At 44.7% G+C, this 16202-nt stretch carries 12 protein-coding genes; 10 read left to right on the top strand and 2 right to left on the bottom strand.

Going from position 1 to position 16202, the window contains the following annotated elements; genetic code table 11:
- Positions 1-63 precede the first annotated feature (63 nt).
- Positions 64-774, bottom strand: coding sequence for an FFLEELY motif protein (locus MASE_RS11820; protein WP_014949979.1), 711 nt, complete (start codon positions 772-774; stop codon positions 64-66).
- A gap of 154 nt (positions 775-928) precedes the next feature.
- On the opposite strand from MASE_RS11820, the gene MASE_RS11815 reads away from it, so the two are divergent.
- From MASE_RS11815 to MASE_RS11785, 7 genes are all read left to right on the top strand, one after another.
- Positions 929-1651 (top strand): elongation factor P hydroxylase, encoded by a 723-nt coding sequence (locus MASE_RS11815; protein WP_014949978.1) that lies wholly within the window; start codon positions 929-931, stop codon positions 1649-1651.
- A gap of 13 nt (positions 1652-1664) precedes the next feature.
- Positions 1665-2828, top strand: coding sequence for an ATP-NAD kinase family protein (locus MASE_RS11810; protein ID WP_014949977.1), 1164 nt, complete (start codon positions 1665-1667; stop codon positions 2826-2828).
- A 96-nt stretch (positions 2829-2924) separates the two neighbouring features.
- Positions 2925-3218 (top strand): YfcL family protein, encoded by a 294-nt coding sequence (locus MASE_RS11805; RefSeq protein ID WP_014949976.1) that lies wholly within the window; start codon positions 2925-2927, stop codon positions 3216-3218.
- A gap of 204 nt (positions 3219-3422) precedes the next feature.
- Positions 3423-6176, top strand: coding sequence for a M16 family metallopeptidase (locus MASE_RS11800; RefSeq protein WP_041693791.1), 2754 nt, complete (start codon positions 3423-3425; stop codon positions 6174-6176).
- 266 nt (positions 6177-6442) lie between these two features.
- Positions 6443-10564, top strand: a complete 4122-nt coding sequence (locus tag MASE_RS11795) for a hybrid sensor histidine kinase/response regulator (RefSeq protein ID WP_014949974.1) — start codon at positions 6443-6445, stop codon at positions 10562-10564.
- Between the two features lie 67 nt (positions 10565-10631).
- Positions 10632-11939, top strand: coding sequence for a short-chain fatty acid transporter (locus MASE_RS11790; protein WP_014949973.1), 1308 nt, complete (start codon positions 10632-10634; stop codon positions 11937-11939).
- 85 nt (positions 11940-12024) lie between these two features.
- A complete protein-coding gene (locus MASE_RS11785; RefSeq protein ID WP_014949972.1) occupies positions 12025-12582 on the top strand; it encodes an isochorismatase family protein in 558 nt (185 codons plus the stop codon).
- A gap of 32 nt (positions 12583-12614) precedes the next feature.
- On the opposite strand, the gene MASE_RS11780 is transcribed toward MASE_RS11785, so the two are convergent.
- Positions 12615-13139: a cysteine hydrolase family protein gene (locus MASE_RS11780; protein WP_014949971.1), complete on the bottom strand. Its 525-nt coding sequence runs from the start codon at positions 13137-13139 to the stop codon at positions 12615-12617.
- Positions 13140-13264: 125 nt separating this feature from the next.
- Here MASE_RS11780 and MASE_RS11775 point away from each other — a divergent pair, with 125 nt between their 5' ends.
- From MASE_RS11775 to MASE_RS11765, 3 genes are all read left to right on the top strand, one after another.
- Complete coding sequence (locus MASE_RS11775) at positions 13265-14221, top strand: GlxA family transcriptional regulator (RefSeq protein ID WP_014949970.1); 957 nt, start codon at positions 13265-13267, stop codon at positions 14219-14221.
- A gap of 81 nt (positions 14222-14302) precedes the next feature.
- Positions 14303-15505 carry a zinc metallochaperone GTPase ZigA gene (gene zigA, locus MASE_RS11770; protein ID WP_014949969.1) on the top strand — a complete coding sequence of 401 codons (1203 nt, stop codon included), beginning with the start codon at positions 14303-14305 and terminating at the stop codon, positions 15503-15505.
- Between the two features lies 1 nt (position 15506).
- Positions 15507-16190, top strand: a complete 684-nt coding sequence (locus tag MASE_RS11765; RefSeq protein ID WP_014949968.1) for a DUF1826 domain-containing protein — start codon at positions 15507-15509, stop codon at positions 16188-16190.
- Positions 16191-16202 lie beyond the last annotated feature (12 nt).

The raw sequence follows: 16202 nt of genomic DNA, 5'->3' as shown, positions 1-16202 counted from the left end.
TCTTTTCCTTATTCATATTTTTGCTTTGATCTACTCTGCTTCTTCACGTTCAGGCATTGTGCCTCATACCACAGGCAGGGGATTATCTTCAGGTAACGTTAAATCATCGCTTAACAATAATTGCATTATCGCTTTTTCTCTCACCAATACGGGGTCAATAAAGCTCTGCACGTCACCTATCGCTTTAAACGCATCAAACCCTCTTTCCAAAAATTCATGCAATGCGAGTAATCCTGCTAATTTAGCCGGACGACGGGACAGTGAAATTAACATACCTATACCACGAATTTTTATAACGTCTGCGAGTTGATCGCCCAAATGGGAAATTATGTCGATTTGATGCTTTCTATCCTCAATTCTGCCCACATTACGATACGCCAAAGCGTAGTTATCTCGGTTGATAGGTTCTCCGGGAAATTGGCTTTGTAAGTACTGAGCCATCGCCATATCCAAATCGAACGATAGTGCATTTAACGACAATGCGTCGTCCATAGCGTTCATAGCTTTGTCAGGCAATACTTTTGCGAGCTTCGGAATAACTCGCACTAAATCGGCGTCCCGTTGGCTAAAATCTTTTGGCCCGTACAATTCATCTACAAAAAAAGCCATGGCTTTTTGGTAACGTTTTTGCTGTGCTAAATCGTCGTGAGTGACCAGTAAGCGTTCGCATTGCCAGTGTTGCAATTGATGAATGATAGGCATTACACCCAACTGATTGGCTAAGTCACGAAGGGCATTGACCCGATGAATATGTTTAATTATCTCTTGCGCCAAATGACAAACTCCCTGTTGAGATAGTGTGGCTAATTCGTTGTTGTAAACCTAGATTGACCTAAGCAAGCGAGCCTTTCAAGTGAGAAGACAAAGTTTTACTGGTATACTCCACCGCCATTGAAATAGCTCTTTTGTGTAGAATTTATTAGCCGCCATGAACATCGCAAGTCATCACGCATTGTTTGCCAAGACTGAAACTAAAAATACCGATACTAAAGGCTCAAACGTTGAAAGCCTAAAAAGTGAATATCCGGGCATGCACCGAGAAACGACTACGGGGTCGGATCACTCAGAAGCAGACGTTGATGTACCTGTGTTAATCGCGTTGTTTAATTCGACATTTGAAGATTTTAATACGCGCTTGGTTTTAGGTGATGACGAACCCATTTACATCCCAGCAGACAGCGCAACACCTTATCATCAAGTCGTGTTTGCTCATGGATTTTTTTCAAGCGCTTTGCATGAAATTTCGCACTGGTGTATTGCGGGTGAAAAGCGTCGACTATTAGAAGATTACGGTTACTGGTATTGCCCAGATGGCCGCGATGCATCACAGCAAGCTGACTTCGAAAAAGTAGAAATTAAGCCCCAGGCCATCGAGTGGGCGTTTACAGAAGCAACAGGAAGAAAGTTTCAGGTAAGCACGGATAACTTAAACGGCGCTGAGCCCGACAGAGAAGGTTTTACGCGAAACGTAGCCGCTCAGCTTGAACGCTATAAATCTGAGGGCTTTCCGCCTCGGGCTGAACAATTTATTAATGCGCTGTCATCTACGTTTGGTAAAGGTAAGTCGTCAGGTTCATGTAGCAGCGTAATAAATAGCACGGTAACAGACACGTCAAAAAATACGCTAAAAGCAAATTGGGTGGCGGGATAGGAGTAGATGCCGAATGAATCATACTGATCTTAGCCAATCAACGTTTGATAACAAACCCAAATTCAAATTGGGTGTTGTGGTAAATCCCTTTGCCGGCATAGGCGGAGCACTCGCGCTTAAAGGCAGCGACGGTGCAGAAATTCGCGAAAAAGCACTGGCTATGGGAGCAGAGAAAAAAGCCAACGAAAAAATGGCGAAAGCGCTCAGCATTCTAGAAGCCTTATCTGGGCAATTTACCGTCGTGACAGCATCGGGCGATATGGGTGAAACAATCTGTGAATCTCTAGGTATTCCTTATGAGGTAATCTACACGGCTGATGCCGTGCAAACCGAGGGCGAAGATTCAGAGCGTGCAGCTAAAGCAATGGTGGACGCCAACGTCGACTTACTGCTTTTTGCCGGTGGCGACGGCACAGCCCGTAATATCTGTAGCGTAGTTGGCACACAGGTGCCCGTGCTAGGTGTGCCTGCAGGTTGCAAAATTCACTCTGGCGTTTACTGCGTGTCGCCGTCAGCGGCAGGGCAGGTAGTAAGTCAGATGATCGCAGGCGAGCTTGTGAGTGAAATGGACGCCGAAGTACGTGATATTGACGAAAACGCGTTTCGCGAGGGCAAAGTTATTGCCAAACACTATGGTGAAATGCGCGTACCCGCAGAGCTCACTTATGTTCAAGCAGTAAAAATGGGCGGGAAAGAGGACGAGGCCTTAGTGCTTGACGACATTGCCGCTTATGTTGGTGAAATTATTGACGATGAGCCTGACACCTATTTTGTCATGGGATCCGGCTCCACCGTAGGTGCGGTCATGGACTTTCTTGGCCTAGAAAATACCTTGTTAGGTGTGGATGTGGTTAAACAAGGTGAGCTAATCGCAAGTGACGTTACTGCGAGCGAACTGATTGCGCTGACTCATGACAAGCCCACTAAAGTCATTTTGACGGTGATCGGTGGTCAGGGCCACATATTAGGTCGCGGAAATCAGCAGCTTAGCCCTGCTTTTATCCGTCAAATTGGCAAGCAGAATATGCTCGTTGTTGCCACTAAACAAAAACTACAGGCATTAAACGGTAAGCCGCTTCGCTTAGACTCAAGCGATGCAACGCTAGACGCTGAACTCGCAGGCGCGTTCACGGTTATCACTGGGTATAAAGATAAAGTACTTTGCCAAGCTGTTTAAAGACGCAGTTTGATACAACACAGCACATGTATAGCCATAAAAAATGAGTTTATCTCGAACTAAGATTTGATATTGAAAAACAGGAAGGAGTAAGACGTGTTACCACCTGCTGCAGCACCAGAAAGTGTCGTTAACGCCATCGCAGATATTGAGGCATCGCTTGATGACGTGGTAAATCACGGTAGTGATGACGAATTGTTTATAGCCAGCTACTTGCAAGGTCACTTTGCAGTAGAGGCTCGCCAGTTAGAAATGCAAGAAGATGCTACGGTTGCGATGCTTAATGATAAAATGCTCGAAAGCCTTAATAGCGCATTCGCCAACAACGAATTAGAAAGTGAAGACGCTAAACAAGTTAAAGCGCTTTGGGCACGGCTAGTCGCAATATAATTGCGACTTTCTTCCTTACTTTTCCCCTATCAATTTTTCTTCGTTCGTCGTTTATCCTCTCTTTTACAATCCGTTACAGTTTTCTGCATCGTAACTCTTTATAAACTACCAAATTGATTTATGTTTAGTATCGGCGTAAAGCCGTTTTGTGGTGCCTGGCACATTTTGGTGTTCAGCACAGATAATAAGATTAAGGATGACGAAATGACTGTACTTAAGCATCTCACCAAGCGCTTAAAAGTAAGTGTAGGTGTGCTGGCAGTAAGTAGTACGCTGGTTGGCTCAGCGTTTGCTAAAAACGATATCAATATCGACTACGAAAAGTTCACTACCGATAATGGGTTAACGGTAATTGTTCATGAAGACCGCAAGGCCCCAGTGGTTGCCGTTGCGGTTTGGTATAAAGTGGGTTCAAAAGACGAACCAAACGGCAAATCAGGGTTTGCGCACCTATTTGAACACTTAATGTTTAACGGCACAGAGAACTATGACGATGAATGGTTTGGGCCGTTACAAGAAGCTGGGGCAACAGGATTAAACGGTACCACAAACTTTGACCGTACTAACTATTTCCAAACCGTTCCGACACCTGCACTAGATCGTATTCTCTGGATGGAATCTGATCGCATGGGGCACTTGTTAGGTGCGGTGACACAAGAGAAATTAGACGAACAGCGTGGCGTTGTACAAAATGAAAAACGTCAGGGCGAAGACCAGCCTTACGGAAGCGTATTCACTCATATTTTTGAAGGCTTATTTCCCATAGGGCATCCTTACCATCATACGGTGATTGGCTCGATGGAAGATCTTAACTCCGCCTCGTTAGATGACGTTAAGGGCTGGTTTAACCAATATTACGGACCGAATAACGCAATACTGGTGCTAAGCGGCGATATTAACGCAGAAGAAGCCAAACCTCTGGTTAACAAGTACTTCGCTGATATTGAGCCGGGCCCAGCACTGTCTAAATGGGAAGCATGGGTACCCAAGCGCAATGCAAATACCCGAGAAGTGATTCAAGACAAGGTGCCTCAATCGCGCATATACCGTCTTTGGGTTTCACCTGAAAATACCTCTTCAACCGCAACAGACTTGTTCATTGCCGCGAGTGTCATGGGCGATGGTAAAAACTCACGCCTTTACAAAGAACTGGTGTACAACCAACAAATTGCTACCAATGCCTCGGTGTTTAACTACGAGCTACAAATGGCGTCTATTTTTGGTGTGACGGTTGACGTAAAAGATGGCGTTGACGTTGCGACAGTGGAAAAAGAAATAGATAAAGTCATTAGCGAGTTTTTGCGTAAAGGTCCAAGCAAAGACGAAGTTAAATTGGTGTCGACTAAGCGACGTGCTTCAATTATTCGCGGGCTTGAAGAGGTTGGGGGCTTTGGCGGTAAAGCCGATACGCTTGCTAGTGGTGAGTTCATTGCTGGCGACCCTAACTACTTCAAAACTGAATTGAGTGAGCTAGGACAGGCTACTCCTAAAGGGGTTAAAGCGGCTGCGAATAAATGGCTAAAAGAAGGGTGGCATCAAATCACGGTTGTTCCGTTTATTGAGCACACAGCATCTACCGAAGGCGTTGACCGCAGCTCTGGCTTGCCTTCAATCGATGCAGAGACTCAACTGAGCTTTCCTGAGGTGACAGAAACTACGCTTTCTAACGGTGTAAAGGTAGTATTTGCAAAACGCTCTACGGTTCCATTGGTGAATGTTGCGGTGCAATTCGACGCAGGTTACGCTGCTGATGCGGGTGGCAAGTTAGGACTTGCGAGCTTCACCACACAGATGCTCGACGAAGGCGCGGGAAAATATGATGCGCTGGAGCTTGCGGCAGAGCTTGAGCAGTTGGGTACTGATTTAAACGCCGGCTCAAACCTAGATACCACCACAGTTACCATGTCAATGTTAACAGAGAACATGGAGCCTTCTTTGGCGCTGATGGGGGATATCTTGAAATCACCAACGTTCAAAGAGGAAGAGATTGAACGTCAACGAGCGCTTATATTAAGTAATATTGCACAGCAAAAAACACGCCCTGTAAGTATTGCGCTTACGTTACTTCCGCCTCTTATTTATGGTGAAGGCCATGCGTACGGTATTCCGTTTACAGGGACCGGAACTGAACAAGACGTACAAGCGATTACGCGAGATGACCTTGTTAACTTTAAAAATACGTGGCTACGCCCAGACAATGCGACAATTTTTGTTGTTGGCGACACCACGTTAGGTGCCATTAAACCCATGCTTGAGAAAGAGTTTGGCAAATGGAAGGTAGAAGGTAGCAAAGGTGCGAAGCAAATTGCTGAAGCGTCAATGCCTGAGCAAGGCCAAGCGATTATTATCGACCGCCCTGGTGCACAACAGTCACTTATTCTGGCTGCACATTTAGCGCCACCAACAGGGGCTGACAACAATATTGCAATTAATGCCATGAATTTAACCTTAGGTGGTGCTTTTACTGCTCGCGTTAATATGAACTTGCGTGAAGATAAAAGCTGGTCTTATGGCGCGTACACCTTCCTGCAAGATGCTAGGGGACAGCGCCCGTTTATGGTTTATGCGCCGGTGCAAACCGATAAAACAGGTCCATCACTGCTTGAGCTTAAGAAAGAGCTTAACGCTTACTTAGGTGAAAAGCCGCCAATGGCGAATGAACTTGAAAGGGCGCGGTTAGACGAAGTTCGCTCTTTGCCAGGTCAATTTGAGACGGCTAACGCGGTATTGTATAGCTTACTGTCGAGTGAAAGATTTAACAGACAATATAACTACCCAGAGTCTTTGGTCGAGAAATACAACAGCTTGTCTTTAGACGATTTGAGTAACGCGGCGAAAGAAGTGCTGCACCCAGAGAAATTAACCTGGATAATCATCGGAGATGCCGAGAAGATTAAAGCAGAAGTTGAAGCGGCTCAGCTCGGGCCTGTTAGCGTGCAAAGCATGAATTCACTGTAATTGGTAAATAATTAACCAAGAGATAAAGGGCCGATATCATTTTCGGCCCTTTTTTATGTGACAAATGCGTCTTTTGTAGAATAGATTGCGTTCAATAGATGCTTTATGGTTAAGAAAGTTTAATTTAATGTCTTGATTCCACTTTGAAGAATGCCTTCTTTGCGAGCATAACAAATCCTGTACTTGCACCAGTGCGCTTGTTTGCAATAGCTCTTCTCTGCCTGTTTTATGTTCCCTGTGTTTATCCATCTAATGCAGACAAGCTGATGAATGAGTATTCGGTTGAGCTTTTAACTGCCGAAGATGGCTTCGTCTCATCAGAGATTTATTCCATTATCCAAGATCGCCAAGGCTTTTTGTGGTTTGGTACTGCCGAAAACGGTGTAATGCGTTACGACGGTCGTAGAGTTACGTTGTTTGAGTCTGACAGCGATCCTAGCCAAGGGCTATCACACAACGACGCTGGCAATTTGATGTTGGATGCAGAAGGCAATATATGGATTGGAACGTGGGGAGGTGGAGTTAACAAGTACGACCCAACAACAGGTCGCTATTCTCGTTACTTGAATGATCCAGACAACCCTCGCTCCATATCTTCAAATCGAATCCAATCACTCTTCCACGATAAAACGGGCCAAATTTGGCTAGGTTCGTATGACCAAGGTTTAAATCGTTTTCTAGGAAATGGGGAATTCGAAAGGGTTCAGAAGAAAAGCAATGAAGACCATAGTCTGTCTCATAATCGCATTTGGGACATTATGGATAATAATGACAACAGCCTGTGGGTAGCCACCAGTTTTGGCTTGAACTTATTAGACAAAAGAACTCTCGCCACCAAACACTTCTTTCCCGACCCTGATAATCGTACTGCGACAGGAGCCAATGAAATACGTAGCTTGCTGCGAACTTCGTCAAGCCAATTCTATGTGGCGACTCAGGAAGGCCCTTTTCTTTTCTTTCCAAGTTCAGGCGTATTCCTTGCACAAACTACGCGAGACGGCAAAGCATTAGGCCAAGTGAACTCAATGATTGAAGATCACGAAGGGTGCATTTGGTTTGTGACCACCACGGGTCTTTATAGACATACAGGTGAGGGAAATTACGTAGAGAAGATGGACTTCGGCTATGACAACGGACTTCGCATAATATATGAAGACCACACTAAAACAAAATGGGTAACCAGTGAAGTTCACGGCATATTTAAACTATCTCCTCGCCGTAAAATCAAGCAGATCAATAGTGACTCATTGGTTTCACCCAGTGGCATTGAGCTAGATACCTTCAAAAATAGTGGCGATGTATTGATTGCTACAGCAAATGCTGAAATTTATACATGGAAAGTGAAAGAGCAAATACTCCAAAAGGAATTTGACTCGGTATTTAAAGAAGACAGTGAATATTCAAATAGGGGAGTTATAGAACGACCTATTATTGTCCCCGATAAACACGGCAATATTTGGGTGGCACAAGACAACTTTATTGCACGTGTTAACAGAAAGAATGGAAATGTAAGTCGCTTAGAATATCCCAGAGAAGACAGCAAGTATCGCCAATTCAGAGAGTTCAGAGCGTTAGCGTTAGATAACGAAGACAATGTATGGATAGGTACCTACAAGCATGGTGTTTATATATACAACGTGCAATCTGGCGTCTTTAGGCATCTTTCAACGACTGACGGTTTAGCTCACCCAGAGATTCACGCCATTGTAAATGACTCTCAAGGAAATATGTGGATTGGCACTGGAAGTGGCGTAAATTTATGGTCCATTCAGGACAATACTTTCACTCAGATTGAATATAATAAAGATCACAATGCAGGTCTGTTGGGCAGCATCGTCGAAGATATTCATGAGACCAAAAACGGCCAAATTTGGATTGCAACCCAACGGGGGTTGAACCTTTATAAGCCCGAATCGAAATCCTTCGAGTGGTTTGGGGAGCAGAAAGGGTTGCCCGCTACCTTAGTAAGAGCGATTGCAGACGGCGACGAGGGCCAGCTCTGGCTTACCACGAATAAAGGGATCTTTCTTTTTAATCCGGCTACTGAAAGTGCCATTAATTACACTAGCACTGCCGGGGCTGTAAGTCAGAATTTCTATTCAAACAGTTTACTTAGAGCCACTAACAACACGTTCTTTACCAGTAGCCAGCGAGGTATTGAATACTTTGAGTATGTGCCAGGACAGTCTGAGTTGGTCGATTCTAAAATTGTGCTAACTGGCTTCAACAAAATGGGCGAAGCAGTAAGCCTTGATAAGCCACTATCCTACGTTACGGATATTAATCTTTCCTACGAAGACTATTTCTTCTCATTAGACTTTGCTCTTCTAGACTTCTCTGATCCCAAGCGTTCGCATTTTTCCTACAAATTAGAAGGGTACGATGAACAGTGGATTGATATCGGAAATCACAACAACGTTTCATTTACTAACCTAAATGGCGGCACCTATACATTGCTGGTCAAAGCAATGAAGCCCAATGGTGAATGGGGCAATGAAGTCATGTCGGTTAATTTGCATGTAGCAGCAGCTCCTTGGAAAACATGGTGGGCATACAGCATTTACATTGCGTTTTTACTCGGCATTGTTCTGATGATCATTTATTTAAGAACCCACTTACAGCAAACAGAAATTACCAAGCAGAAGCGCTTTGTTCAGGCGCTAGAGCAACAAGTTTCAGAAAAAACAGCTTCGTTGAAAGCACAGGCCAACGATTTGAAAAAGGCGCTGGAACAAGCCGAAGAAGCAACCAAGTTGAAGTCTGAATTCCTTGCAAATATGAGCCATGAAATTAGAACGCCAATGAACGGCGTGATAGGGATGCTGGGTCTGCTTAAGAAAAGCAACCTAACTACTGAGCAATCACAGCGCGTCAACATCGCAAGCTCAAGCGCTAATTCTCTACTGGCCCTGATTAATGATATTTTGGATTTCTCTAAAATAGAAGCGGATAAGCTCGAGATTGAGTCCGTTGAATTTGATGTAAGGGAATTAATTGAAAGCATTGCTCAATCGGTTGCGCATTTAGCGCAAGAAAAAGGGCTGGATGTTGTTGTAGATTTGTCAAAGGTCAGTGAGTCGAAAATAAACTCAGACCCCAGCCGAATTCAACAAATCCTCACAAACCTTTTAAGCAACGCCGTTAAATTTACCGAGCAGGGAGAGCTCTCTGTCACGGCAGAATTGCTTCCTACTAACAATCAGAATACTGCGCTTATGCATATTGCGGTGGCAGATACGGGCATTGGTATTCCCGCGTCAAAACTACCTCACTTGTTCGATGCGTTTACACAGGTCGACGCTTCTACAACTAGACGCTATGGCGGAACAGGGCTTGGGTTGAGCATTACCAAAAAGCTATGCCAATTGTTAGGAGGAGACATAAGTGTTACCACCGAGCTTGGCAAAGGCAGCCGTTTTGATGTGACATGCGAAATTCGCTACGCCGAGCAACGCAACGCTGTGCGCCCTCAGCTTGCTAAACAAGACATGTGTTGCCTGATTATTGACGACAATGCTTCAACAAGGCGTGCCATGCAAAGCCAGCTGAAACTTTGGGGAGTGCTTACGCTGACCGCATCTTCGATTGAGGAAGCGATTAGCTTATATTTGAAAGACAGCGAGCAAGAGATACCGGCAATACCCATTGATGTTGTATTTCTGGAGAAAGCAGAAGAGGAGGAGTTTTCACAACACTTCGGCCAGATACTTTTAGATAACCACAGAACAAAACATACGCGTTTGGTATTAATGACGCAGCTAAGCGACATGGAGAGTTCTGTTGTCTATGGCGGAGTAGACGTTGATGAGAGTCTTCCTAAGCCACTGACCTCTTCAGATTTAATTCGAATTGTAGAGGAATCAGTTAATACATCTGATTATGAAGCTAAACCACGCTTTAAAAAACGCGAGGATGATCCGGTTCGTATTATCGAAGGCAACACTCAGCACGTGCAATCACCTGAAGAAAACGCAAAATACACCTCTGATGATAATGCTTATCGAATCTTGTTAGTAGAAGACAATGCCATTAATCAAATAGTGGCCACCAATGTTCTAGAAAGCGAAGGGTATGTGGTTGACGTTGCCAACAACGGTGTAGAAGCGTTAGAACTGTTAAAAAGCAGCAAGCTAAAGGCGCATTACAGCGCAATTGTCATGGATTGCCAAATGCCGGAAATGGACGGGTTCGAAGCAACCAAGCTTATTCGCTATGGTGCAGCCGGCGAAGTTTACAAACGTGTTCCCATCATAGCGATGACGGCGAATGCTATGCAGGGCGACAAAGATATGTGTATGAAAGCCGGTATGGATGATTTTCTCACCAAACCCATAGAGCACAATAAAGTAACTTCAACATTACAGCACTGGCTCAACAAAGTTAATTAGACCCTCGCCAACGGGGAAATAAACGCGTTAATATGCAACAAGTTTTTAACATGTTGTGAGAGCGTTAATGCTAAACCGAGCATCAAAACCCTTCGTCAAACTCGTCGAACGATATCTTCCTGACCCCTACATTTTCGTTTTATTACTCACCCTAATTACGTTTGCGTTTGCAGTGGTCATTCAAAATCAGTCTCCACTTACAACTATTCAACAGTGGGGTGACGGATTTTGGGGGCTGCTCACATTTTCAATGCAAATGCTTTTGGTACTAGTCACTGGGTTTATGCTGGCATGCACGCCATTAGTAAAAGCTTTACTTGAAAGGCTTGCGAGCTTAGCAAAAAGCCCTGGGAGCGCCATTGTGCTGGTCACGTTGGTGTCGCTTATCGCAAGCTGGATAAACTGGGGCTTTGGTCTTGTTGTAGGCGCGTTGTTCGCTAAAGCCTTAGCAAGAAAAGTGTCGGTAGATTATCGGTTATTGGTGGCAAGCGCGTACTCAGGCTTTATTGTATGGCATGGCGGTTTAGCGGGCTCTGTGCCCTTAACTATTGCAACGCCGGGTCATTTTTCAGAAGCACAAATTGGCGTAGTTGGCACTGGAGAGACTATTTTCAGTGGGTTTAACTTGCTGTTATTAGCAATCATGTTCGTGATTATTCCTCTTGTTAATCGTTTAATGTTACCGCCTGAATCTGAAAGCATTATTGTCGATAGCGCCAAGCTAAAAGACGACACTTTGCCTTCGGCAACAAACGAGCGGCCCGCCGACAAACTTGAAAACAGCAAGGTGCTTGGGTTACTCGTAGGCTTTGCAGGGCTTGCTTATCTCACTAACTACTTTGTTTCAGGGGGCGGGCTTAATCTCAATATCGTTAATACGCTATTTCTCTTTCTCGCTATTGTCCTTCACGGTACACCACGCAATGTACTGCACAGCCTGCAGCAAGCCGTTCAGGGCGGTAGTGGTATTGTTATACAGTTCCCATTTTATGCAGGGATCATGGCGGTAATGGTTCAATCAGGATTGGCCCAAACCATGTCAGAATGGCTGATTAGCTTTGCATCTGCAGAGTCGCTGCCAGTATGGAGTTTTATTAGCGCAGGCATTGTTAATATTTTTGTGCCTTCGGGGGGAGGTCAGTGGGCAGTGCAAGCCCCAGTAATCTTGCCGGCTGCCGCTGAACTTGGAGCCGAAATAAATAGAGTTGCCATGGCGGTAGCGTGGGGTGATGCGTGGACTAATTTGATTCAGCCATTTTGGGCGCTACCCGTACTTGCCATAGCTGGCCTGAAAGCCAAAGACATTATGGGCTTTTGCTTAGTTCAGCTTATCGTAACCGGTGTCATTATTTCCTTGGTATTGCGGTTTATGTGAGGATTTAGAGAGCAATTTAACGCCGTCAAACAAGGCGAATAGAGCCGAATATGAAGCCACAACTTAAATACAAGCGGTGTGAGTGATGCATTTAGACGAAGAAAAGGTAGGGTTGTTGATCGTAGATGTTCAGGGCGCGCTGGCTCGAAAAGTCAATGATAGCCAGACAATGATCTGCAAAACGGTGAAGTTAATACAGTGTTGTAAATTGCTCAATATTCCCGTAGTTGTACTTGAGCAAAATCCTGATGGCTTGGGGAGAACGGTCCCTGAAATCGAAACTCATGTCGCAAGCGATCCTCACTTTAGGAAATTTACTTTTAACGCTGTAGCGGGTACTGACCAGTGTTCGTCCGAAATACTGGCGTACATTGGTGAAATGGAACTAAGTCGATGGCTGGTTGTAGGAATTGAAGCGCACGTATGCGTTTATCAAACGGTAACGGGTTTATTGGAAAATAACCACACTGTGGAAGTAATACAGGACTGCATTTCTTCAAGAGAGTCTTCAAATGCTGTGCTCGCCATCCAAAATATGCGTGAGCAGGGCGCACGGATCAGCAGTTTTGAGATGACATTTTTTGGCCTTTTAAAATCATGCCAACACCCAAAATTCCGAGAAGTGTTAGCGCTCATCAAGTAGTCGAACAACGTGTTGAGCGAAACAAGTCGGAGCTAAGCAAATGCAGTTTCTATTGATACAATATCAATGCCGCGCACTTGCATAGAATCCAGCGCCAATAGATGACCAATGGCGTCACGCGTACAGGTGCAAGGTTCAATGACTTTGGGGGAATACTTGGCAGCAGCTGGTGATAATGCTGTGTGAGTTACGCAGTTGTGCGTCATCATACCTGCCAGAAGAATTTCATCCACGCCCAATGACTGTAAGGTTTCTTCTAAATTGGTGTTCTCAAAACAATCGGCGTGTTGCTTTGTGATGATGGGCGCATTCGGGGCTGCGGCTATCACCTCTTTATGAATTTCAGCGCCGTGAGATCCTTCATAGAAAAACAACCCTTCTCCGGCCTCAACAGGCACAAGGTGCTGTATGTGAATAATCGGAATGCTCTTTTCCTTTGCAATAGCCATCGCTTTAAGTGTTTCTTGCATCGCAAGCTCTGGTTTGTGTAAAGGATACTTCCCTTCAGGAAAGTAATCGTTTTGAATATCTATAACAATAAGTGCTTGTTTAACCACGGTCTTACCCTCTTTTTCCAAGAAATAGTCTCTAGCACGGTTTAAGTTGTGCTTACTCGATATTGACTATTTTGCAGATTTTCACGTGTAATAGAGAGTGACGATAATGACAAAAAGCGCGCCAAATGCGACAGCGTTCACAGAACGACAATGAAACGATGAAAGAAATAAAAATAGCAGTAATAAACTATCCAACCGCAAGCCAATCTGCGCTTTACGGCATCGTTGAGATGTTAGAGTTAGCAAATACGATGTGTGAGCAAATCAACGCTGATGTGGCATTTAGCGCGAGTATTTACAAAGCGGAACAGTTGAATTCAAATGCACTGGTTGATGTGGTCATCTTGCCGCCAAGCATGAGTGAAACATTTTTTGAGCATGACTTCACATCACTCATCAACTATATGGAAGTCATGCAGTCCCAAGGTGCATTGCTCGCATCTGCTTGCGTAGGTGCATTTATTCTTGGCAAAGGGGGATTTTTAGATAACAAAGTGTGTACTACACACTGGCGAATTGCCGATCACTTCATGGCAACCTTTCCCACAGCAAAGCTAGATGCTAAGGCTATCGTGGTAAACGGGGAGGGTGTAATAACAGCTGGCGGGAGAATGGCGTGGATTGATCTTGTGTTTGAAATCATATCGACCTTAAGTTCACCCACCATTGCCTTGAATCTTTCTAAAGAGATGGTGGTGGATACAGGTTACAGGGAGCAAGGCTTTTATCACCAGTTTTCACCTAAAAAAGATCATGGCGATGCTCTCGTTGTTAAAGCGCAAAATTACTTGGCAAACCATTACAGTCAGCCAATTTCTCTTAGCGATTTAGCTAGCCACACTTTCGTTAGTCAGCGAACCTTACAGCGAAGATTTGCGCAAGCGTTAGGTATGTCAGTCATCGATTATCTGCAGAAGCTGAGACTTCATCATGCTTGTCAGCAAATTGAAGTATCAACGCGCAGCATTGCTGATATTGCATTCAACGTGGGCTATCAAAACGTCAATGCGTTTAGGAAGATATTCCGTAAAGAGTATGGGCTTAGTCCGGTGGAATACCGCAAGCGTTTTGCAATAAATTAATCATATCGTTATTTTCATTTTAATTGTTATGTTATAACATTTATTAAATTCGAGATTTAAAATGAAACTTAGCGAGTCGTTATGTCAATTCAAACTCAGCTTCCCGTTACCGTACTTTCGGGCTTCCTAGGCGCCGGTAAGACCACGGTTCTAAATCATATTCTGAATAATCGTGATGGATTAAGAGTAGCCGTTATTGTTAACGATATGAGTGAAATCAATATCGATGCTGCTACGGTGAAAAATGAAATTAGCTTTAATCGAGCCGAAGAAAAGCTAGTTGAAATGAGCAATGGCTGTATTTGCTGCACGTTGCGAGAAGATTTGCTTGAAGAGATAGAGCGTTTAGCGCATGAAGGTAAATACGATTATCTGGTAATAGAGTCTACAGGTATTTCGGAGCCTTTACCTGTAGCTGAGACCTTCACGTTTGCCGATGAAGACGGTAAAAGCTTGTCGGAAATATCACGCCTCGATTCGATGGTTACCGTTGTCGATGCATTGAATTTTCTTAAAGACTATGACGAAGCTAAGTTTCTCAACGAAGTGGGTGAGAGCTTGGGGGAGGAAGACGAGCGAAGTGTGGCAGACTTGTTGGTCGAACAAGTGGAATTTGCTGATATATTGCTAATAAGCAAAACCGACTTAGTCTCTGAACAAGAGTTGGCGCGCCTTAAAAGTATTCTGCAAACCCTCAACACCGAGGCTATTCAAGTTCCGATCGAGCATGGAAAAGTGCCCCTCGACAAAGTGCTGAACACAGGGCGATTTAGCTTCGAGCGTGCTCAGCAGTCGCCCGGTTGGCTGAAAGAAATGCGTGGCGAGCACGTACCAGAGACTGAAGAGTTTGGTATAAGCAGCTTTTCGTACGAAGCGCGACGTCCGTTTGATCCGCAAAAGTTTTATGATTTTATTCATAGTAAAGACATTGCAGGTAAATTAATTCGTTCAAAAGGCTTCTTCTGGCTGGCAACACGCCCTCAATTAGCGGGCAGCTGGAGCCAAGCTGGCGGTATGGCGAGATACGGGGCCGCTGGACTATTTTGGAAAGCCGTACCCAAAGAGCAGTGGCCAGAAGACCCTGAATACCTTAAAGCGATTGAAGAACAATGGATGGAGCCCTTCGGTGACATGCGTCAAGAGCTGGTGTTCATTGGGCAAGGGCTTAATAAAAACGACATTATCGAGCGGTTAGATAGTTGCTTGTTAACAGACGAACAGCTTATTCAAGGTCATCATGTTTGGGCTGAAATGCCTGACCCATTTCCTGCGTGGGAGCACTAATATGCAGGCGCTACAAGACCACATTACTTCCTTTGAACACAGCGAATCTTGGCGTTCAAGCGCCGATGCTATGGTGTTGGGCGATATCTTTGATAAAGGTATTAGCGTTGCCATATGGACAAGGCCCGAAACGCCACTCATCTCGCAATATTATGACGACATTTTTAAATCATTAGGAATGGGGATTCGCGGTGTTTTCTCTTTAATATCACTGAAAGAGGAAATCGCAAAGCTTTTACCTGATGGAAGAAATAGTGCCGGAAAGCAGGCTGCCATTGACGATATTTATTTGCTGTCTGACATGCTCACCACGCTATTTGACTGTGACAGTGTGGGCGTAAGGTTAGTGCCCCTTTCATCAGCAATGTGCCCAAGCTTTCATGTGGACAATATTCCTGTTCGGTTGGTGAATACTTATTTAGGCGAAGGTACAGAGTGGCTGCCGAAAGAAAGTGTGGTTACACGCCAAATGATTGGTCTTAACGACGCGAATACACAAGGGCTTACTAAGAATAGGTTGGGCCAGCACTATCGAGAGAGCAGCGTTAGGCAAATGAACGCGTTTGATGTGGGTTTACTTAAAGGTAAGTCGTGGCAGGGCCATGAAGAATTTGCCGCCGTGCATCGGTCCTGCAAAGTCATACCTGGTACTCATCGCGTGTTGCTTACCCTGGATCCCATGTAGTTTTTAAGTTCT

Source organism: Alteromonas macleodii ATCC 27126, assembly GCF_000172635.2.
Lineage (GTDB): Bacteria > Pseudomonadota > Gammaproteobacteria > Enterobacterales > Alteromonadaceae > Alteromonas > Alteromonas macleodii.
This window is presented reverse-complemented; position numbering and strand designations above follow the sequence as displayed.